The organism is Patescibacteria group bacterium, from assembly GCA_004297735.1.
Lineage (GTDB): Bacteria > Patescibacteriota > Saccharimonadia > UBA4664 > SCTI01 > SCTI01.
The window spans coordinates 236966-257890 of the sequence record SCTI01000001.1 but is presented as its reverse complement, the minus strand read 5'-3'; the positions used below and the strand labels follow the sequence as shown (position 1 = coordinate 257890).

20 protein-coding genes and 1 tRNA gene are annotated in these 20925 nt (G+C 53.6%); 8 read left to right on the top strand and 13 right to left on the bottom strand.

The features are described 5' to 3' along the window. The first annotated feature begins 20 nt into the window (after positions 1-20). Positions 21-905 (top strand): hypothetical protein, encoded by an 885-nt coding sequence (locus EPO04_01565; GenBank protein ID TAK89774.1) that lies wholly within the window; start codon positions 21-23, stop codon positions 903-905. A gap of 40 nt (positions 906-945) precedes the next feature. Here the strand turns inward: EPO04_01565 and EPO04_01560 are convergent, their stop codons facing one another. The 4 genes from EPO04_01560 to EPO04_01545 all read right to left on the bottom strand — a co-directional run bounded on the left by EPO04_01560 (position 946) and on the right by EPO04_01545 (position 5135). Further along, entirely contained in the window at positions 946-1518 is a 573-nt protein-coding gene (locus EPO04_01560) for a 3'-5' exonuclease (protein TAK89773.1), read from the bottom strand. Between the two features lie 288 nt (positions 1519-1806). Beyond that, positions 1807-3555, bottom strand: coding sequence for a hypothetical protein (locus EPO04_01555; protein TAK89772.1), 1749 nt, complete (start codon positions 3553-3555; stop codon positions 1807-1809). A gap of 126 nt (positions 3556-3681) precedes the next feature. Then, the gene (locus EPO04_01550; GenBank protein ID TAK89771.1) at positions 3682-4080 is read right to left on the bottom strand and encodes a hypothetical protein; all 399 of its coding nucleotides are present in this window, start codon (positions 4078-4080) and stop codon (positions 3682-3684) included. 89 nt (positions 4081-4169) lie between these two features. Then, positions 4170-5135 carry a tRNA-dihydrouridine synthase gene (locus tag EPO04_01545; protein TAK89770.1) on the bottom strand — a complete coding sequence of 322 codons (966 nt, stop codon included), beginning with the start codon at positions 5133-5135 and terminating at the stop codon, positions 4170-4172. Between the two features lie 62 nt (positions 5136-5197). Between EPO04_01545 and EPO04_01540 the strand changes: the two genes are divergently transcribed. Beyond that, positions 5198-6247: a hypothetical protein gene (locus EPO04_01540; GenBank protein ID TAK89769.1), complete on the top strand. Its 1050-nt coding sequence runs from the start codon at positions 5198-5200 to the stop codon at positions 6245-6247. Here EPO04_01540 and dprA read toward each other — a convergent pair. The 7 genes from dprA to EPO04_01505 all read right to left on the bottom strand — a co-directional run bounded on the left by dprA (position 6240) and on the right by EPO04_01505 (position 13225). Beyond that, a complete protein-coding gene (dprA, locus tag EPO04_01535; protein TAK89768.1) occupies positions 6240-7169 on the bottom strand; it encodes a DNA-protecting protein DprA in 930 nt (309 codons plus the stop codon). The genes EPO04_01540 and dprA overlap by 8 nt on opposite strands. A 284-nt stretch (positions 7170-7453) precedes the next feature. Then, a complete protein-coding gene (locus EPO04_01530; protein TAK89767.1) occupies positions 7454-8026 on the bottom strand; it encodes an aminoacyl-tRNA hydrolase in 573 nt (190 codons plus the stop codon). After that, entirely contained in the window at positions 8027-9331 is a 1305-nt protein-coding gene (locus tag EPO04_01525) for a ribosome biogenesis GTPase Der (GenBank protein TAK89766.1), read from the bottom strand. Beyond that, the gene (locus tag EPO04_01520; GenBank protein ID TAK89765.1) at positions 9322-10239 is read right to left on the bottom strand and encodes a D-alanyl-D-alanine carboxypeptidase; all 918 of its coding nucleotides are present in this window, start codon (positions 10237-10239) and stop codon (positions 9322-9324) included. Before EPO04_01520 ends, EPO04_01525 begins: the two co-directional genes overlap by 10 nt. Further along, entirely contained in the window at positions 10236-10952 is a 717-nt protein-coding gene (locus EPO04_01515) for an rRNA pseudouridine synthase (protein TAK89764.1), read from the bottom strand. Before EPO04_01515 ends, EPO04_01520 begins: the two co-directional genes overlap by 4 nt. Further along, positions 10915-11361, bottom strand: a complete 447-nt coding sequence (locus EPO04_01510; GenBank protein ID TAK89763.1) for a response regulator — start codon at positions 11359-11361, stop codon at positions 10915-10917. The genes EPO04_01515 and EPO04_01510 overlap by 38 nt, the downstream gene beginning before the upstream one ends. 55 nt (positions 11362-11416) lie before the next feature. Continuing rightward, positions 11417-13225, bottom strand: coding sequence for a PAS domain-containing protein (locus tag EPO04_01505; protein TAK89762.1), 1809 nt, complete (start codon positions 13223-13225; stop codon positions 11417-11419). Positions 13226-13356: 131 nt separating this feature from the next. Between EPO04_01505 and EPO04_01500 the strand changes: the two genes are divergently transcribed. The 6 genes from EPO04_01500 (at position 13357) to EPO04_01475 (ending at position 18820) form a co-directional block, all read left to right on the top strand. Then, positions 13357-13431 (top strand) — tRNA-Glu (locus EPO04_01500). A gap of 108 nt (positions 13432-13539) precedes the next feature. Further along, positions 13540-13953 (top strand): hypothetical protein, encoded by a 414-nt coding sequence (locus EPO04_01495; GenBank protein ID TAK89761.1) that lies wholly within the window; start codon positions 13540-13542, stop codon positions 13951-13953. A gap of 132 nt (positions 13954-14085) precedes the next feature. Further along, complete coding sequence (locus tag EPO04_01490; protein ID TAK89760.1) at positions 14086-15318, top strand: hypothetical protein; 1233 nt, start codon at positions 14086-14088, stop codon at positions 15316-15318. A 662-nt stretch (positions 15319-15980) separates the two neighbouring features. Further along, on the top strand, positions 15981-16658 hold the full coding sequence (locus EPO04_01485; protein ID TAK89759.1) for a hypothetical protein: 678 nt from the start codon (positions 15981-15983) through the stop codon (positions 16656-16658). A gap of 502 nt (positions 16659-17160) precedes the next feature. Next, the gene (locus EPO04_01480; GenBank protein ID TAK89758.1) at positions 17161-18150 is read left to right on the top strand and encodes a hypothetical protein; all 990 of its coding nucleotides are present in this window, start codon (positions 17161-17163) and stop codon (positions 18148-18150) included. Positions 18151-18262: 112 nt separating this feature from the next. After that, entirely contained in the window at positions 18263-18820 is a 558-nt protein-coding gene (locus tag EPO04_01475) for a hypothetical protein (GenBank protein ID TAK89757.1), read from the top strand. Between the two features lie 55 nt (positions 18821-18875). On the opposite strand, the gene EPO04_01470 is transcribed toward EPO04_01475, so the two are convergent. Continuing rightward, the gene (locus EPO04_01470) at positions 18876-20240 is read right to left on the bottom strand and encodes a hypothetical protein (protein ID TAK89756.1); all 1365 of its coding nucleotides are present in this window, start codon (positions 20238-20240) and stop codon (positions 18876-18878) included. An 88-nt stretch (positions 20241-20328) separates the two neighbouring features. Next, positions 20329-20901: a hypothetical protein gene (locus EPO04_01465; protein ID TAK89755.1), complete on the bottom strand. Its 573-nt coding sequence runs from the start codon at positions 20899-20901 to the stop codon at positions 20329-20331. Between the last annotated feature and the right edge of the window lie 24 nt (positions 20902-20925).

Below are 20925 nucleotides of genomic sequence, written 5' to 3'. Positions count from 1 at the left end.
GTTCTTTGAGGAGAGATGAGATGCCCCCGCGGAAGTCACCGCAGCAGGACAGACTGGTACTGGTCTTGGCGGAAGAGTCAGATTTTGTCTATACTTCGCCGACCGCCAGCGTCTACTCAGGTTTGGCCGAGAAGCTGAGCAAAAAGAGGCCGGCCGCCACCGCCCTAGTAAAAGCGGCTGAAGCCGCCGGACTTGTTGTTCGCGTGCCACCAAACAAGCTTCAGCTGACTTGGCAGGGCTTGCTGTGGGCAAACCGGCTGCTTTGTGACCTTGGTGATTCTAGTCACCCCAAGGTACCAGAGGTGGAGCTGGTTGGCGCCCCGTCCAATTGGCAGGAGCTGGCCGGTAGCGATCTGATTGCAAACCCCAGGGGCGACCGGAGTAGAGACTTCAATAAAAGAGGCGGTTGGGAGACAAGGTCGATCTCCGGTACGGCTGGCTCTGGGTCGCCAACAGCCCGCAACCCTAGTGGTCCGGCGCCAAATCCGGCTCGTCGCCACAGTGACTCCCGGCGCTCAAGGCCCGCCTCCGAGGTTCAACGAGAGGCTAGTCAGGCAGATCTCCTGATTAAGCACCTTCGCTCAAAGGGATTCATTCTGGTGAGCGGAGGGGGTATCGAGGCCAAGGTTGGCAAGATCATCGATAATTCCAACCGCGACCAGATTGTGGCGCTACTGCGTCACATGGCCTCGGATGGCAAGATCGCTCGCCGGGCCCGTGGTGGTTTTACGGTCGGTATCGCCATTCCGGGCCATGAGGACGCCATGGACAAAAAGCTTACCGCCCCGAGCGGTAAGGTGGCCCCAAAAAGAGGACCGAGGGCGGTGCCTGACGCCGATGAGCTTGCCTTCACGGAAGATTCGCCCGACGTCGATGAGGAAGAAGATTTCGAGCTTGCTTCCTGAAGTAAATCCCGCTGGAATGGATTCCGGCGGGATAGTTGTTTTAAGCCATAATATTTTGAGTACGGAGCTGCTTGGCAACGGCGCCCTCGAGCGTAATCAGGTCAAAGTCGCGCAGGCAGATCTTATAAAACTCCCATAGCGCCAGCGCGTCATCGTAGGCGCGGTGACGGTTTTGCACTTGGATGTCATGGCGCTCAACCACTACATCCAGATTGTGCCTTGAATATTGTGGGTACAAAGCCTTGCTTAAGCGAGCGGTACAAACCCGCGGCGCATCGAACTCCTCCCCTATCTGCGAGTACTCTCCATTAATAAAGCTGTAGTCAAAGCTGGCGTTGTGGGCTACAAATAGCGCCCCTGCCAGCAGCTCGCGTAGCTCATCCCCTACCTGTCTAAAGGTTGGAGCCGACTCTAAATCTCGATCGGTGATGCCGGTAATATTGGTAATAATTGGCGGCACGGCAACGCCTGGATCGACCAGCTGTTTATACTCTTTAACAACGCGGTTATTTTCAACTCGCACCACGCCAAGCTCAATCACTCTTTTGCGTTTATCATCGGTCACAAAACCTTCAATATCAATAAAGGCTAGTGGCTGATTAATGTATTTCACCTAGGAGTATCCCTTTAATTCATTATAGCACCTACCGAACAAAAAGCGAATTAAATCTTAATGAATCCAACTCAGAACTTTTTTGGCGATTGTTGCTACGATGTTTCTGATTAAAAGGTGATTCAGTGAAACGTAAAAATAAAAAACCCATTCCAGGATATTTAGTCGCCCTCGGCATCTATATTGGCATGCCGCTTGGCATCTTTATTTTTACCTGGTTAATTGCAACTCTGGTTAAATCATATTAGTTGACTGGCCCGACACCCCCGATGCCGGACCAGTCATAACCTACGCCATTCCCTCGAGCACTCGCCTAGCCAGAGCTGCTTGGCCGGCAGGCGTGGGATGGTAGGGAGCCCCCGACCCAGGACTCAACAGTAGGATTGAGGGTCCGTAGACCCACGGGTCGGTAGAACAGAAACCATGACCAGACATTGTAGTCATAGTGTCGATGTAGATTGCCTCTGGGTGCTTGTTGGCTACGGCTTTAATGTTGCGATTCAGTAGCCGAAGCCCTTGCCTCAGCCATGACACTTCTGATCTAGTGAGGCTAGCCGTAGCAAACAGCCGCGTATCTGAACAAACCGGCTGGCTGTCCAAAAAGGGATCGAAATAGCCGGTAAGGTAGATGTGAGGTACAACGCCAGCTACTCTTCCGCGACTGATTAGACTGCTAACCGCGCTTTCAAGCGCTTGGCGCTGCAATCGCAATCGCAGTAACTGCTCCAGGCTGTTCTTGAAGCTATCGCATCGACTAGCCAGCGGCTTGTAGCATTTGGCTAAAAAGTCGCTAAAGCCAACATCGTTAGCTCCGATGGTTAGAGTTATCACGGTTGGAGCACCGTCGCCAAACATCGCCTCAACCTGGCTTGAGTTGGCGCGGGAGCCGTCGCGGAAGGTTTGCGGCTGAAGTAGGCCATTGTTGACTGAGGCGCCACTGCAGCTGTAGTCACCAAAGTTAGCACCGCCAACACCCCGTGTCGCCCTAACAGTGTACTTATACGACCATTGAGACTGATGGCAGTGCTGTTGGTCGGAGCTAAGTGGATCACTCTCCCAGCTAGACTCTCCGCCACCGCTCCAGAGACCATCTCGCCATAGCCAGCCCTCATTGGCGCCCTCACCGCTGGCAACTGAGTCTCCTAGAGCCGCATAGCTAACGTCGTTACCGAAAGGGCTGTTAGCACTTTGGACGCCAATAAACTCAACCGGCGTATTGGATAGCCGGAGTGTATCGTTGCCCATCAAGCTAATAACATTCATTCGGTAGCCAACCGCCTCTTCACCCACTCGTTGGTTACTTAGGAAGTAGATCAGACCGTTACGCCCAATCGTCGGCAGTATTGCTGCCGTCCCAGCTGTGTTTTGGGTTATCTGACTAACGGCGCTGCCGTCTTCATTTATAGCAAACAGGTTGTCGGTTGCCCCAAAGCGATTGCTCTGAAACACGATTTTACCTGTCGGAGTCCATGACGGTGACTGGTCATAGCTGGCATCGGTAGTCAAACGCTGCCCCGGAGTGGTGTTGGCTGCCGTTGCCGACACGCTGTAGATGTCGCTGTTTGAGCCTGCATAAAAGGCGTAAGCAATCATCTGCCCATAGGCTGACCAGGTTGGGTGGCTGACGCTCCAGCTATTGCCAACCTGATGGTCATTGCCGCCATCTGCGTCAATCACGTGTAGATAGCCAGATGACGCATAAGCTAGCCTTCTGCCGTCCGGAGACCAAGCCGGATAGCCGCTGTCGCGAGTAGTTAGCTGGTGCACGCCTGCGCCATTCAGGCTCATGACGAAAAGTCGGTTCCCGCCCGCCCGGTTACTTACAAAAGCAACCTTGGTTCCATCTGGAGAGACGGCCGGTTGCCCATCGTAGCCGGATGAGTTGGTTAGGTTCTGCCCTTCCCAACTGTAGATCTCGCTGTTACCGTCGGATTGCTGCTGGTAGACCTTTTCGGTCGCTGTTGCTGCTGCGGTATTAATGATGCCCCCTAGACACATCAATATCGCAGCCGATAGCCAAAAGGTACGCTTAGCCATACTTCACCGCCTTTAGTTGGGTTTGCTGCTAAGCGTTCTTGAGTATAAAGACCAAAGATTAACAAATTCTTTTGTCGCGCCCACTTTCTTAAAATAACTTCAGCCCCGCTCGAAGGCGGGGCTTTCTTAGGGCACGAGAAGGTTCGGGTAGCGGTGGTCGTCAATGTGAAGCACCATGCGCGGATGAGCCTCAAGTTTTGAAGGCAACACTATCGGGCTGACCGGCATTATCACGCCAATCAATCTTTCAGGGCCAAGCCTCGGGGCAATGAACTGCTCTTTCAGCTGCCTCTCGAATCGATAGATGGTCTTTTGATCAGGACCATAGGACAGTCGAAAGCCGAAGTAGTAAGGCTGTCTAGGGAGGATTATGACCTCTACTTGAATGACCTCTAGCCAGGTCTTGAGACCAGGGTCTTCTTGCCGACTCTTCGCGCGTCGGTTTGGTCCGCTTTGGAATTCGACAAGCGGTCCGTCGTATCCACGGATCTCGGTCCAAGGAGCCGTATGGCCAATCAGTCGCATTGGTACGTCCACCTCCCCTCACGGGGTAGCTTGAAAGGATGATGAAATGTTATATGACTACTCGAGTTTCGTCAATTCAAAGGATTTACCTAAATGTCCGAATCAGCCAAAACCTGCTTGGCTTCACTAATTGATTTGGTTTCCATGACTCTGGCTCGCAGCTCGGCCGCACCCGGGAACTCGCTGATGTAAACCTTGGCGAACTTCTTCATTGGGTCAAACCGCTTGGTGTGGCCCCAGGTTTTATCGTACAGATCAAAATGGCGATTAAGTAGGTCGATCCGCTGCTTGGGCGTTAGTTCGACCGGCTGCTGGCCAAAGGCTTGGATGTCATGAAAAATGCCACGGCCAAGCATGATGCCGTCGAGCTTGTACTTATCAATTAATTCCAGTCCGTGCTCACGATCGCGCACATCGCCGTTGCCAATAATCAGGGTATCAGGAGCGATTTGATCGCGCGGCTCCACCACCTTGCCGATCTCGTCCCAGTGGGCTGGAACCTTGCTCATTTCTTTAACGGTGCGTCCGTGAACGGTGAGGGCGGCTAGGTTTTGCCGCAGCAAATGGCTAATCCACTCCTCGGTAATGATGGTGCGCAAGCCAATTCGGGTTTTAACGCTAACCGGCAAATTGCCAGCTCCAGCTTTGGTAGCAGCAATAATCTCGGCCGCTACTTCGGGGCGCTCAATCAGCCCACCGCAACAGCCCCGCCGTACAATCCCCTTTTCGGGGCAGCCCATATTAATATCGATGCCCACAAAATCGCCGCGACTCGCCAGCTCCTTGGCGGTCTGGTAGTAGTGGTCGGGCGTACCGCCCCAGATTTGTGCCACCAAAGGCACGCCAGCTTGTTTTTCGCTAGGGTTTACCTGTAGCCGTCGCTCAACGCTGTCTCGACCCTTGGGGTGAACAAAGCCATCGGTGCTGGCAAATTCGGTCATGGCAAGGTCGGGCGCGCCGGTACGGGCTACCACCTCGCGAAACACGGTGTCGGTAACATCGTCCATGGGGGCTAGTATAAAAAATGGTCGGGGTAACTGTTGCCAAAAACTCATAAAGGTTATATTACTAGTTTTTTGATTAATCGACAACGCCAATATTTGGTACAATCAGGTTAATGAGACCGTTATTGCGACGCAACCATCTTTATCGAAACGTTCGGGCAGCGGACACCCTCGAGCTGTTTTTTGTGGTGTCGGTGGCCACCGTTTTAGTTACCAGGCTATATCTTCATTTAACCAACTATCCCGAGGTTGGTGGGCGCACGCTGCATGTTGCCCACATGCTACCGGGTGGTTTTTTAATGCTGGCCGCCATGATTTTAATGTTTTCGGTACTTGGCTATCGAGCGCAACGTTTTGGCGCCATATTGGGTGGAATTGGCTTTGGGCTTTTTATTGATGAGTTGGGCAAGTTTATCACCCAAGACAACAACTACTTCTTTCAGCCCACCATCGCTTTAATTTATTTACTGTTTGTGGGCCTGCTAATGGCCATTCGGCAGCTGTCGCGACGTCGGGGGCTGAATCAGCCAGAGAGCCTGCTCAACGCCCTGTTTTTGCTCGAGGAGGCTGTTATCCACGACCTGGATGAGGCCGAAAAACGCCACGCGCTTAGCTACCTACGCAAGTCCGATCCTAGCCACCCGCTGGTTAACCCGTTAATTCAGGCCCTGGAGGCTACCGCCGCTCAACCGGTACCACGACCGAGTTGGTGGACCACAGCGCACACCCATCTAACAAAGTGGTATCAAAAGTTTATTGTAGCGGCTTGGGGGTTGAGGCTGTTTGTGGCTGGAGTTGTCGCCAAAACCACCTGGGAGGTGGTAACGGTTGCGTTGGCGCTATTGCCTTGGTTGCAGGGCGGAGTCTTGGAGGCCCCTCCCCTGGTTATCGTGCTAGAACTAATTAGTGCCTTAACGGTTGCTGCAATTACCGCCCGTGCCGTTTTGATTTTTAGCGACAACCGGGCTCGCGCCTACGACTTGCTCCAGCGCGCCGTCCTGATCGACATCTTTATAACTCAGTTTTTTGCCTTTTACCGCGAATCGCTCGAAGCCCTACCGCTGCTGGTCATGAACCTATTGATCTATACAACGGTTCGTTTTTTGGCGTCCGAAGAGCGAAGGGCGAGACCGATTGATGCTAATCAGCGCAAAATTACCTAAGCGTCCAGGTTCCGTTTCCGCTATCACGGATCTTACCGCTGATCTCCATTAAGGTGATAATTCGAGCAAACTCGGCTGCTGGCAGTTTACTTCGCTCAATCAACTGCTGACTGTCAAAAATTCCTTGAGCGATGAGCTTGATAATAAGCTTTTCTTCCGGCGTATCTCCGCCCAGCGCGCCGACAGCTGGCTTTGGCGAGGTACTCACTTTTGAGTAGCCAATACCTAGCTCATCCATCACGTCGAATCCATGTCGCACCAAAACCGCTCCCGAGCGTATCAATGCGTTTGTGCCACTTGATAGCTCACTGGTGGTCGGTCCCGGTAACGCCATGACGCTCCGATTGGCATCAAGGGTTCGTTTAGCCGTTGTCAAACTGCCGCTGCGTGGACCGGCCTCAATAACTACCGTCCCAATGCACAGGCCGGCAATAATCCGGTTTCTTTCTATAAACATAAACGGCTGAGTCGAAGTGCCTGGGGCGTACTCGCTAATAACCGCCCCACCTTGTTCTAATATTTCGTCGGCAATACCTTTATGAGGTTTAGGGTGAATTGAGTCAATTGCGTTACCTAAAACCGCCACCGTGTAGCCACCAGCGTCTAAGGCCGATCGATGCGCCTGTTTGTCGACGCCATATGCTAACCCAGACACAATCCCAATTCCTGCAGCGACCAATTCTTGCACAATCCGTGCGGTCATTTGGAGTCCATAAGGCGTTGGTTTACGAGAGCCCACAACCGCAACCAGGGGTCGACCACTATTTAGATCGCCCCGAACATACAGCTTATTTGGCATATCTGAAGTCTCCTTCAGCAATGCTGGATACTGTGAATCTGCACAATTGAGTATGGTATATTTCATAAAGTTTGCATAAAAAGTATTGACATTTATAACAAGGTGTGATATTTTCGTAATCATACCCTAAAACGGGTTGTTCTTTCCACCAGTAAACCCTACTGACCTGCCTGCATGGCAACCAAAAGCACCCTCCTTTAGTTGTTCAGCAGGTAGTTCAGTCCCTCGAATACCCGGTCTCGCCATTGATGCCAGATCGCCAAATCGCATATATCTAGCGCGGCATTCGAGGGCGACATAACCCTGTGTTCGTGGAAGCTCCCGCTACCCTGACATGGGGTTTTGTCGCGTTTAAGGGTAGGTTTTTAGTATCTCAGACCGAGATTAAGGAATTATTAAAACTAAGTTCAGGCAATCAAATTTTGAGTGTGATCCACGATCTGCCCATCGAGCAAGGCATCTTCAAGATAATCGGAGGTCTGTCTAAGAATGGTTGGTATCTTGGCTGCTTCGTCTGCCATAAAGGGGCTAAGCACAAAGGCGTCGGTTGGCGTTGTAGGTAAAAACTGGTTAGCAACACCAAGTCGAACGCGCCAAAAACCATCGCCAATATGCTCAATCACCGACTTTACGCCGTTGTGACCGGCGCTACCACCACCAACTCGAATGCGCATTTGCCCAAACTGCAAATCAACATCATCATAAATCAGCCAAACATCGGCCGGGTTAATCTTATAAAAACGCACTAAATCACCTACCGCTTGTCCGCTCAGGTTCATCATGGTTGTAGGTTTAACCAAAATACAATCATGAGACTGTTTAAGGTCTAGCACTTCCGCGGTGGCCTTGCTGTGCTTTTTAAACTCACTTGGCTGATGGCCAAAGGTAATCCCCAGCATCTCAACCACATCAAAGCCTAGATTATGGCGGGTGGCATGGTACTGGCGACCAACATTACCAAGACCGACGATCAACTTCATTTACTTACTCCTAAACTCTAGTTTAATTGGAGTCCCGGTAAAGTCATAGGCCTCGCGTAAGCCATTTTCTAGATAGCGCTTATACGAAAAGTGGATTAAATCGGCGTAGCTGCTAAATATAGTGAAGGTTGGCGGATTGGTGTCGGTTTGGGCGGCGTATTTAATTTTTGGCTGACGGTTTTTAAGCCCTGCTGGCGGCTGCTTGCTGGTTAGCTGACCAAGCACCTTGTTAAGCTTAGTGGTGGGGATGGTGGTGGTTCTTCGCTCAACGATTTGACGGGTTAGCTCAAACAGCTTAGCCACGTTTAGTCCTTCGGTGGCCGAGGTATAAACCAGCGGCGCCCAGTGCGCAAAGCTAAAGTCGTGCATAAGCTTACGGGTAAGCGCCTCTTGGGTGCCGGTTTCTTTGTCGACCGCGTCCCACTTATTTACCACAATTATTAGCCCCTTTCCGGCCTCTAGTACCTGGCCGGCAATGTTTTGGTCGCCGGCTACGCTTAGCTCGGTAGCATCCATAACCAAAACGCAGACATCGGCTTGAGTGATTGCGGCCAGAGTGCGCAGGGCGCTGTACTTTTCTACCCCACCTTCGATCTTGCCGCGTCGGCGCAATCCAGCGGTATCGAGTATTTGAATATCTTGATTGTGGTAGCGTACACTGGCTCGACCGACATCACGAGTGGTACCGGCGGTGGCCGACACGATCGCTTGCTGCTTACCAACCATGCTGTTGAGCAGGCTGGACTTGCCGACGTTTGGTCGACCCAGCAGGGCTAATCGGATCTGATTGTCGTCGGCCGGCTCATTGGTGCCGCCAATCGCCTCAACCAGTACATCTAGCAGGTCGCCGGTACCACGACCATGTATAGCCGAGACCTCAACCTGATGCTTAATGCCAAGTCGTACAAACTCGTCGACCGGTTTTTGGTTGCCACCATCCAGCTTATTTAGGGCCAGCACCACCGGCTTACCGGTCTTAAGCGCTTGGCGAGCAGCCTGGCGGTCTTCGTTGGTGATCATAGTGGTGGCGTCGATTACCACCAAGATTAACTGAGCTACCTCGGCTACTTCTGTAATCTGGTCCTGCGCCCGTAGCTCTAGCTCGTCTTTGGTGGGGTGAAGCCCGGCCGTGTCGGCCAGCATGAGGTGCTTGCCGTTCCAGGTGACCACGCCATAGTTGGCATCGCGAGTGGTACCGGCCACATCATGCGTAATTGCCTGCCGGCGCCCAATCAGGCGATTAAACAGGCTGGACTTGCCGACGTTTGGTCGACCAACAATTGCCACAAGGGGGGTTACAGCCATTCATAGCTCCGTTTAATCCAATTTACTAATTGCTCGGTTTCGCCAAAGCGATCTTGTGAGCCCAGCACCACGGTGACGATTTGATGTCCGTTGACCGTTGCAAGGCTTACAAAACACTGACCGGCTTCGGGTGTGTATCCAGTCTTTATACCATTAAATTGGGAATTTTTCAAAAGTTGATTGGTGGTGGCAAGGCTAAGCGGCCGGCCCTCCAGGCTGGAAATCGTTTGGGTTTGAGTTTGAACCAGCTGCCGGAGTTGTGGATTGCGCACCAACAGCTGGCCCATATTAGCCACCCCAGCCGCCGATACTTGGTTAAGGCTGGTGCCGGTGGTCAAACCGGTGGGGTTGCTAAACTGAGCGCCTTCAATCCCCCAGTTGGCCAGCTGCTCCTGCATGCTTTTACTAAACTCTTCCAGGCTACCGGCGTCGCTAAGGGCAAGGGTGTCGGCGGCATCATTGGCTGATGGGATCAGGGCAGCGGCAACAATGTCTTGGGTTTTATAACGTTCGCCCGGTTTAAGCCCAATCAGCTCGGCCCCGGCTTGGTAGGCCGGCAACGGCGGCACCGTAATGGTGTCATTTAGGTTGTGGCGACTCAGATAAGTGATTACGGTTGCCAGCTTGGTGATTGAGGCAATTGGTCGCGGTTGGTCGGCGTTCTTGCTTAATAGTACGGTGCCGGTTTCGACATCAACGGCGTATACTGCCGTGGCGGTTAAGGCCGGTGGCTTTAAGCCGTTGCGGGCCACCGGCATGGCTTGATCGGATAGAGTTTGAACTTGAGTTTGAGCGGTTGGTTTGGTTACGCTGGCGGCAAACTTTGATATTGTAGCTAGACTGTTACCGGGCAGCAAAGCCAAGCCGGCTACCAGCCAGACCAAAGATACATTTAACCCAAAAATCACGCTGGAGCTCCTTCTGGATCAACCTCAACCTCGCGCCACTGCCCGCTGGGTAGAGAGCCAAGTTTGAGCTGCCCAAAATCGGTGCGATGTAGTGTAGCTACTGCGGCATTAACCGCGGCAAAGCTGCGGCGGATCTGGCGGTTCCGGCCCTCCTGTAGCCTAACTATGTAAAGGTTGTTATGTTGATCAATATCCATCTGACTTAACCCGTCCTCTAATTGTACTCCCTTTCGCAATGCTTCTAGCTGCGGCGGCTGCAGAGGCTGTTGGGTGGTTACCTCATATATCTTCCATTTATGGTGTCGTGGGTGAGCCAATCGATGAGCCAGCTGGCCATCGTTGGTCAGCAGCAGCAGGCCAGATGAATCTTTATCGAGCCGACCGACCGGCTTAAGAACGTGCAGGGATGGCGGTAAAAGCTCATAAACGGTGGGTGTACCCCCTTGCTGGACGCGGCTGCATATATACCCTGGGGGCTTATTGAGCATAATGGTGGTTAAGGCCGGTAGCTTCAGGTCTTGGCCGTCTAGCTTAACGTCTTGGCCGGGCTCAACCGTATCTCCCAGTTGGGCTACCCTACCCTCTATAAGCACTCGCCCATCTTGAATGGCGGTATCGGCCTGGCGCCTTGATATGCCGGTGGCGGTCGCCACAAAGCGGTTGATCCGCATTAGCTCACGCGGCAGGGGGTGCGGCGGGTGGCGGAGTCCCATTGGCGGGGGCAGCACCTGGCTCAGCGGCCGCTCCTCCGTCGCCAACCAACACCTGACGGACCGCCGACATTACGTCCTCTAGTGTCACCTGAGACTTTACTAGATACTTGTTGACTCCAAGGCTTTCGCCACGCGCCCGGTCGGCCTCCTGGCTGAGCGCGGTCATCATAATAACCTTAATATTCTTGGTTTCTGGTGTTGATCGTAGGATGTCTAGCACGTCAAAACCACTGATTTTTGGCATCATTACATCCAGTACAATCAGCTCAGGGTGATCGCGCATAGCTACCGCTAGCGCCTCCTCGCCGTCAGAGGCGGTTACAACCTGATGGCCTTCCGCCTGCAAGCGGGCACCGTAAATTTCACGCAAGCTCAAATCATCTTCTACTAAGAGTACCTTGGCCACTATTGAATAGTCCTTTTAATCAAAGCATAACAATAATCTCTAACCTGATCAACTGTAATCATGTTGCCACCGCCGGTTTGTGGATGTCGGTCATCACCTTACCGCTCTTAGAGCTTGGTTTGGTCGCTACAGAATAGGGTGGAGCTGCTGGCATGGCCGTCGCCGTGGTCGTACCAGGTGAAACCGCTACACTAGCGGCCGCCTTAGTAATCTTATCACTAGCCAATCGTGGCAGGGTGAACTTAAAGGCGCTCCCCTCGCCCGGCTTGCTCTCTACCCAAATTCGACCGCCGGAATGTTCAATAATACTGCGGCACAGGTAGAGCCCCAGCCCGGTACCGCCAATGGTGCGGGTGGCACTGTTGTCGACTCGGTAAAACTTTTGGAACAGGTGCGGAATGTCCTCAGCCGCAATACCCATACCGGTATCAATAACGCTAACGGTGACGGCTTCGCTGGTGCCGCCAATGGTCACCCGGATGGTGCCGGTCTGAGTGTACTTGATCGCGTTTTCTACCAGGTTGGATACAACTTCGAGAATACGACTTGGGGCCGCCTTAACCGCATACACCGGCACCACCGCGTGTTCGCCGCGAACGCGTACGTCGCTGGTCTCCAGCTGAACTTCAAGGCCTTTCTTTTCGGCCTGGATCTTCATATCGTCAACCACCTCTTTAATGGTCGCGCCAAGATCAAACACCTCGCTCGGGGTGTGTTGCTCGTCATCGATGGTGGTAATCGACAGTAAGTCCTTAAACAAAGCACCCAAATGCTGAGTGGCATGGTGGGCCTTATCTAGATACTGCTTTGCTCGATCGTCAATCGTGGCCACGTTGGCATTCATCGCCAGCGCCAAGTAGCCTTCAATCGCCGCTACTGGAGTGCGCATTTCGTGCGAAGCGGTGCTAATAAACTCATTGCGTTGGCGCTCAACCTCTTTTTCGGCACTAATGTCGCGAAACAGCAAAATACCACCACGGATCTGTTTTTTGTTGTCGGTGAGTGGTGACAGCGACAGCGATGCCGACAGTTTGCGCCCATTCTTGGTCTCAAGCGTTAAGTCATCGCGCACCTTACTCTTGCCCTCCCGCCATACCTGCGTAAATGGGTCGGTGTCGTCGCTGAGTTTTTTACCTTCGGCATCCCGCAGGTTGAGCACCAGTCGGTAATCAATGCCATGAGCGCTACCGGCATCCCAGCCGGTTAAGCGGGTGGCGGCTGGGTTGAACAGCTGAATCCGGCGCTTGGTATCAATCACCAAAATACCATCACCCACGCTACGCATAATCGCTTCCGACTTGAGCTCCTCTTCGCCCAGCTGGCCGGCTAGTTTTTCAACCTGGCTGGCTCGTACCATTCCCCGCCCCAAAAACAAATGAATCCACTCAGCGATCGCGCCGGTGCCGATGGTCATCAGCACGATCCCTAAGTGCGTAGCGATGTAGGTCTGGTTAAAATCGTGCGTCCAAAAAACGTACACAAAGTACAGTAGCGTCATGAACACCACGGTGATGGTGGCAACCTGACCAAACAGCCCAGCAATCACGATCGCTAAAATCCACAGCGAGTAATAAGGAGAATCCGGGCCGCCGGTTGCATTAATTAAAATAAACTCGCTAATCGCCGCCAGCACCGCCATGATGCCGGTTGATAGCTGTAGGTGATTCTTTTTGAGTAGTTGGTGTAGGCTCAAGTAGTAAGCCAGCAGGATCGCCCCGCTACCTCCTAGCATCACCGCCAGGGTTATGTTTTGGGGCGTCTTATCGGGCGCCAGCACGAATATAAGCAGCGTGACACTAGCCACCACTCCGCCCAGATAGGCCAGGAGCGAAGCCAGAATGCTATAACGCCGCGTTAATAAATCCAACCAAACCTCTTACGTTTTACTCTATTATGACTGGTTTAGCCCAGATTGCCAAGAGGTCGGGTCCTTATAGACAAAAGTCCTTTTTTTTGCTATAGTATCCAGGTTCAAGTACGCAGGCCCAGCCTGCTTATGGTCCCATCGTCTAGTGGTTAGGACGCTGGATTCTCATTCCAGTAACCGGGGTTCGAGTCCCCGTGGGACTACCAGGAATTATCACTCTTTATATCTGGCAGATATGTTGACAAAATAAAGAACTTATGGTAATATATTTCGCACGAAGGTAAAAGAATCCTTCCTGTACCAAAGGAGGGGCAATGCCCCGTTCCCGTCACATCCTCATCCTGATCGCCGTGATCGGTTCGCTGATCGCCGCCCCCTCCGCTTTGGCGGGAGGTTCGGACGGTAGCTCAGGTGGCGCGACGTACGCCTCCCCCGGTCCGTCGACCATCATCGCGCCCAAGGGGATGTACAGCTGGTACGTCAAGCAGTTCTACCAGGTCGCCGCGGCCTGCAACTACTCCATGAGCCAGACCGGCACCTGGACCCCCGACGTGACCGCGACCTACTACGGCTATGTCAACGCGTTCAGCGCTACGCGCCAGGTTCTCAACAAGATCATGGCGCGCCGCCATCTCGGCTTCGCCCCTTCGTTTGAGGACTGGAGCACGATCAGTCGCTTTCAGCGGCGCGACGGAGAGTACGTGTTTCTCTCTTGTCCACAGGGCTGAGCCCGCACTATCAGTTACCGGATCTGACCAAAACCGGTGAAGCTGAATTATTTGAATTTAATTATAATAAATTGTATAATAAGTCATTCTTTGTCCATCTCGTCATAAGGATTAGAAGTGAAAAAGAGTATCTTGAAAGGACACGAACCAGGTTCCGCCGAGTACGTCCTGCTGCACGGCATGTGGCAACGCAGCCGCGGTCGTAACCCATCGCTGCCCTATATGGGAGTGAAGAACCCTCAGCTTGCTTTCGAGTACGCCGAGGATGATCTGGAGTGGCGCTACTTTTGTCGCTCGCTTGAGGTCAAGCTTTATCGCGATGGCGCACCTGTTGCACGGGTGCTCCTCGACCACCTCTACCAGGTAAGCGCAGTGATAATGCTTCCGGGCACAACCGGACAGCAGCACCTGTGGGCGTTGCGCCGGATCGCTAGTCATACCCAGCGCTACTGGGTGAGCCGTTACCACACATGTGGCCCGCTACACCGGTCTCGGATTGGTCGCTCTTCGCACTGGCTGTCGCTGCGAACACTCAATACATACGTTCCGAATCCGGTCTTCAACTGCATGTCGGTTGGAATGCTGGCTGAGGCCCTGGAACAGCTTCAAATCGAAGTGGTGTTCGCTGCGGTCAATAGCCTTGAAGCGGCACTACTTGTAGCACTTGACCATCCCAAGATCCAAGAGATCGGCATCACCCACTCGCTTAGTGGGCGATGGAGTTACGACTGGTTGCAGCTGGTCACCTTTGAGATCGGTGACTCAGAGCGGTCATTCAGGCTGTGGCACGGCCTGTTTAAGCCAGGTGGTGGCCTTGATCTCAGTATCGTGCCCGGGTATCACCCGGTCATGAGCCGAGATAAGATCTCAGTTGGGCTGATCAATGGGCACACCTCCGCTCTGATTCGCGGTATGGCTGTTCAGGCGGTTCTGCCGCCAGAAGGGTCGTTGCGGGACGATGAAGACGACCAGTCTCTGAGGGGCTGGACAAACGTCAACCATCCGTTTTACGCCGCTGGCTCCTCGATCACGGTTCATGCCTCGCGGACTCGTTGCTTGAGTCTTGAGGGGATTGCTGAGATCCAGCGATTGGTCCTGGCTGTGTGCGAACTGGACGACCTCTACCTGAGTGTCAGCGGCGGCTTTGACGGTCCCTATCGGTATCCCGAAGTGGTTGCCGAAAAGGCAGGTCTACGGGTAAACAGCGGCTTTGGAAGTCGCGTTCGCGGCAGCGAGGGTCGGTGCGTCTGGGCCCACCAGGTGCTCTCTAGCGAGGGCGAAATCGAGAGTGCATATGTGCCTGACTGGTTCTATAACGAGAGGTGGCTCGAGGCCTATCGCGCCACGGGGGCACTTAGGGCCTAAACCACTATCAGTTACCGGATCTGACCAAAACCGGAGCAGTCAATACATGTGTATGTGTTCTGACGAGTCCAAAAGGACGAAACTGCACAACTAAAACTGGTTTAAGTTTTATGCAAATCCACCGCCTGCGAAAATAGCTCGGCAATTTTGTGCTTTGAATAATCGGTAATAAATCGACTCACTCGAGACTCTTTGGCATGTTGACAAAAACACATAAAATGATAGTATCTCAAACAGTGGCAACAGCGATGTTGCTCGTGCCAAGGGCAAGGCATAAGCCAAGCTCGAAAGGTTAACGAGACCACGCCTCGAGCCACCTCTGCACCTGATAGTCGCTGCGACGTAAATCAGCGGCAAGTTGGAGAGCTGACCTCACAGGTGGATGGTAGTACCAGTCAGCCTGACGCGCTACCTCCTAGGGGTAGTGTGGAAGCGTCAGTTTGTTAGGGGTATCCACCTCCTGCATCTAATTGTAGTGTTGCTGGACGGTAACTCTCGGTAAGCCGAAAATAAACCCCGGTAACTCAGGGGGATAAAGAAACACTGAGTAGGCCTCTGGGTGTCCGAGAGCACCCTTAGGCCGGCGCCATCTCCGTATGGAGGTGTACACGGGACGGCTTCGGCCGTCCTTCTTCTTTGACAGCGAGATTGAGGAATAATCTATGCACAGCACTCCTTCTGGCTTTACCAGCTTCTCGACGCTTGGCGGCACTAGTAGTAGCGTGGAGCTTTGGGCCACCATGGATGACGCGGTAAGGTTTAACGTCGCAAACGGCCGGACTAAGCTGGCTAAAGGTGCGTTTAACGCCGCCGCCCGCTACTTTAGTAGCCGGCCCGACAGCCATCTCTTCTACCGCAAGCTGGGCTCTAAGCCCGGCCTGGTGCAGCTCAATCTAGCGCAGATTAGCGAGCACCTAGATGAGGCCAAAACGCAGGTCACTGCTTTTGGGGTGGCCCGTCGCCAGTTTGTGCGCGATTGGTGCGAGTATGCCTTGGCCGAAATGGCATACTTCCCGCTCAGTCTGGAGCAGCTCCTTGATGTGTGCCGCCGTAACCAGCGACTTCAGATCACACTGGAGCACGCGCTTAAAGCCGGCAGCGACGAGTACGAAATTTGCCGCTTTTACAAGCGCACGCTAGAGGCGCCGCCGCGGGTGACGATCGCGCGGCTTCTCCCCTACCTCGAGAACTACAACATCCGCTGGAACGAGCTGGTAGATACGGTCTGTCTGGTTCTTAGGCAGAAAGGCCAGCTCCACCCTGACTTCGTTTGGCGTGAGCAGATCTTGAAGCGTCCTCAGAATTCGGTCAAGCTCCACATGTGGGGCTCAGTTGAATAAAAGCGCCCCGCCGGCATGTAGCTAGCGGGGCGTTGAAGTTTTAAGGTAACTAATATTGCCTCCATATGCACAGGCCTGCTATCATGACGCTACCGATAGGTGTTCGGTAAGTAGTGACACCCTATAGGTGGGGTCTGGAGATGTAAGGTCGACAACCGTCCTAACACCAGTGCCTGGTCGTTCAAACGACGAGGTTGGGCCAACTGACGCAAACGAGCGGTAGCCACTCCGCCAACGCGGTAGCCATTCCGTAGCGTGTAGGTGGTCTATAGGCTCTCGTACGCGGGAGCTCCAGCGCAGGCTGCGGCACGATGAGGTGGCCGGTTCTTCATCCGCGGCGCGTGAGCGCTCGTGGCAGAAGAGCAGCTGGTCTGCTCCGCAGGCCGGTGACCGCCACTCGGGCGCGCCGCAGCGAGGGCGCACGGCCCGGTAAACCCATGTTGTCGTCTTTCTCCAGACCCCGCCGGGTCGTCACGATAATACTTTTACAATTGGAGGCGCAATGTCTAAGGAGACCCGTAGCATTACGGCGCCTCCTGCAACGGAGCGCCGATTCATCAACGGTCGCAATGGCGGTAAACGGCGCGAGGTGTTTGTGCCCAATGCAGCCATGCGCGAGGTGCATGCCCAGGTTATCCGCGAAACACGCTTACAGCTTGGCATCCCATCACATAACTTTGGTGGTGTACGTGGTGGCTCAGCCGTTCGTTGCGCTATGCAGCATTGGGGTAACCACTACGTTTACAAGTTGGATCTGTACAACGCCTACCCGTCGGTTCGCCCCGAGTGGCTGTATCCGGTTCTGGCTGAAGTAAAGTCAGAGCTTTGGGTAGATCAGGTAGGCATGGAGGATTTCGTTCGTCGCTACCTGGCCACTCCTCGTGGCCGAGGGCTAATGACCGGTACGCCGGCAGCCACCGATCTGTTCAACCAGGTTGCGGCTCGTAAGCTTGACGAGGCGTTGATTGAGCTAGCCGAGCGCTGGAGCCTGACCTATACGCGCTATATCGACGATCTGGTGTTTTCGAGCTGGGAGCCGATTGGTCGTCGTAAGCGCGAGGCAATTCGAGCTGTCATTAAGCGCAGTGGCTTCCGACTCAACTACAAGAAGACTGGCTACTACGACGTGGCTCGTCGCCCGGTCATGATCACCGGTCTAAGGTTGGGTGCCGGTCCAAGCGCCGGTGAAGCTAGCGATGACATCAATCGTGCCTTTGCCATCTACCTGCCGCGCAAGTGGCTGCAGGGCCTAGAGGGCAGCATGTATTGCTTGGTTAACGGCAAGAGTAATCGCGTGGGCAAGGCAATTGAACCCGGCGTGGTAGAGGGCCGTATGGGCGCTCTGCGTGAGCACCTAGCCCTTGGCGGCTTTCCGTTTGATCGTCAGGCGGCGCTGGTTTGGCGGAAGTACACCTACGTCAAGCCGATTACTCGGCCCAAAGTTCCGCTCAGCCCCATGGAGGAGTGGCTACAGCGCCTCTTCCGAGGGTAGTATCAGTTTCCGGATCTGACCAAAACCGGGAAGCAGCCATTATTTGAATATGCTTTTATATATGGTATAAATCACACAGTCTTTTTGACAGTACAACTGAGTGAGGCTTACCATGACCGATCCTTACACCCACCAGCAGGCCGAGCTCCATCTGATCGCTCTCGAGCGAGTCGTAGAGAGAGCGCTCCCATTTTTGAAGGAGCACGGCGGGCAACCGCTGAAGGCATACACCGATGAATCCGATGGTTCGTGCAGCGAGCCGTTCATCAAGGAGCCGAGGTTTCAAGACTTGATGGTGGTTCCGCTCTGTGGTGCCCAATCCTGGGTACCGTTGCTTCAGCCAGGGGAAAGCGCCAGAGGCTCGATCCTGTTGGTTCTCGATTCCTCAAAGTACCCGGCCCGCTGGCTGGCCTGGCTCGATCACGGAACGGAGGACGAGCCGCAGCACGAAATCGGCGCCCTCGAGCGAGATCAGCTGCTCCGGCTGTTCAAGGATCCCAAGAACGACTACCTCCCGCAGGCGATTGGCGTCATTCTCAAGGAAGAGGTCGAGCGGTGCGGCGCCGAGCTCCTTGCGTACTATCGCGAGTCGGTGCTGATCGAGGGCGACCTGGACAAAATCCTCGTCGAGATGGGCCTCGATGGGGACGGAGACGTCATCAGTAGCTGAATACGATCGAATAAAAGCGCCCCGCCGGCATGTAGCTAGCGGGGCGTCTGCACGTTTAGGGTTGGCTCAACAGCCACTCAGCGTACTCTAGCTGCACCACCCAGCCGGTGGAACGGATGCTTTTATAAACCGCGTTTTGTAAAAAGTTACCGTTTGCATCAAAAGTTTCTGGGAAGCCGTGGTATTCAACCATTTTTTGGTGATAGGTGTTAATGTGGCGTTCAGCTTCCTGGCGATAGCTTGGATCGTTAGTGGTTTTATTGAGGTTAGCCAGCAGGGTGATGTACTCGGCGCCCCAATAGCTCCAGATAGCATTTCCGCCGTAGTTCGGCACAAAGGTACGCACCGCCCAAGGCCCTTCGGGTTTGCTCTCGTTGTTGTATTTTATTGGGAAGGGTTCAGCCAGTTTATGTTTGCGAATGTAGCTGACGCAGCTTTGGAGCCTGTCTTTATCCTGGGTTGGCAGCAGAAACTCGATTGGAAGCGCTATCAGCCAGTCGGAGCTGTAGCTCAAGCGGTTGTCGATTGAATCAATAAAACAGCCGGTTTGCTGGCTCCAATACGTGTTCAGAATGCGTTGATGCAGGCTGGTGAGCTCTTGAGTATTAGTGGTACGAATATCAAGTTTATTGGCTAGTTCAAGTGTCTTCCACATCACCACATTGTCATAAAAGCTGCTGCTACGGGTTACTCCGTCGCGAGCGCTAGCCAGCTTCAGATTGTTTTTTACCAGTCCGGTTTGCGGATCTTGCACCGTATTTAAGTAGTCGTTAACTATTTGTTGAAGCTGCGGCTGGCGTTCTCGTATGATTTGCTCGGCGGCGCCTCGAGTCTGTTGGTGATATTTCCCGTCTGCGCTAGTTTTTTCATTTTGGAGCTGGTCTAGGCCGTAAAGCAGGCCGTAGACGCTATCGGAGCCGTAACTGCCAGGGTGCACTTGGGTTAGGGCCGCCGATCTGGGCCCAATCGGTACCACGGTGGTTTTGGGCGTGCGCGCCGCGCTCAAGCCATCAATACCATACAGGACCGACTGGAGGTAGACGCGCTGCTTGTTTTGCCAGTCGTCTTGACTAAGCGCAATGTTGGGGTTAAGTAGTTGATTGTAAAACACGCCGAGGTTACGGACATACAGGACGCTGAACTGGTCACCGGAGATCAGATAGGGCTTGCTTGGGTCAAAGCGGAGCCAGTGGATGCTGCTGGTAATCTCCTCCGCCGAGCTACCCGGAACCGGCTGGCTGCCAAACAGGCTGTTTTGAACGATAAGTAAGCCAGATTTGTAGTAACCAAGCAGATCGGCAACGGGACCGCCGTAAACTTTTATAGTAAAGTTTTGATGAAAGGTTATCTGCCCATTTTCAACCTTGGTGGTGTAGGGCTGCTGTACTATGCTCCCCCATCCGTAAGGATTGGTGAACATTAAATAAACGTTAAATATAAAGAAAATAATTATAGCGGCTAAACCGGCGACTGCCAGTTTGCGACTAGGGCACCATTTAAAGGAGGGTTTACGGCCCTGGGACAACTCGAATCTCTACCGGGAGCGTACCGCTACCAAGGCTGCCAATCTTGGTAAAGCTGCCTCGCGACAGGTCGATCACTCGCTTGGTACCGGGCTGTGGGCCGTAGTCGTTGACCAAGCAGGTTACCTGGGCTCCATTGCGGAGATTTTTGACCTTAAGGTAAGTCCCACGTGGGAACTTGGTGCTAGCGCAGGTTAGGGCATCGGGAGCGCGCAAGCCAAGCGCGTACCAAGACGCGATACCGGATTGGTCGGGTGCCGACTCAATAACTGCGGCATTGCGAGCCTTTTGAGCCTCGCGTTCGGCTTTGGCGGCCTCGATATATGGAGTCATGTCGATTGGCTTGCTGGGGGGCGGGATCAAGTTGTCGGCCATGGCCGCTACCACGCCGGTGGTGGCTAGGGTCACCAGGCCAAGCAGACCCAGCACAAAGGCGTGCTGCAAAGCGAGCTTTTTGTGGCGCTTGCGGTGATGGTGGCTTTTAGCCGCCGCCGAGCGCTTTAAAAAGGCGATTTTGGCTTTTTTGGTTCGGTGATGTTTGGGGATTTTTATATGCATCTGCCATGCAGAGTTAATACGTGA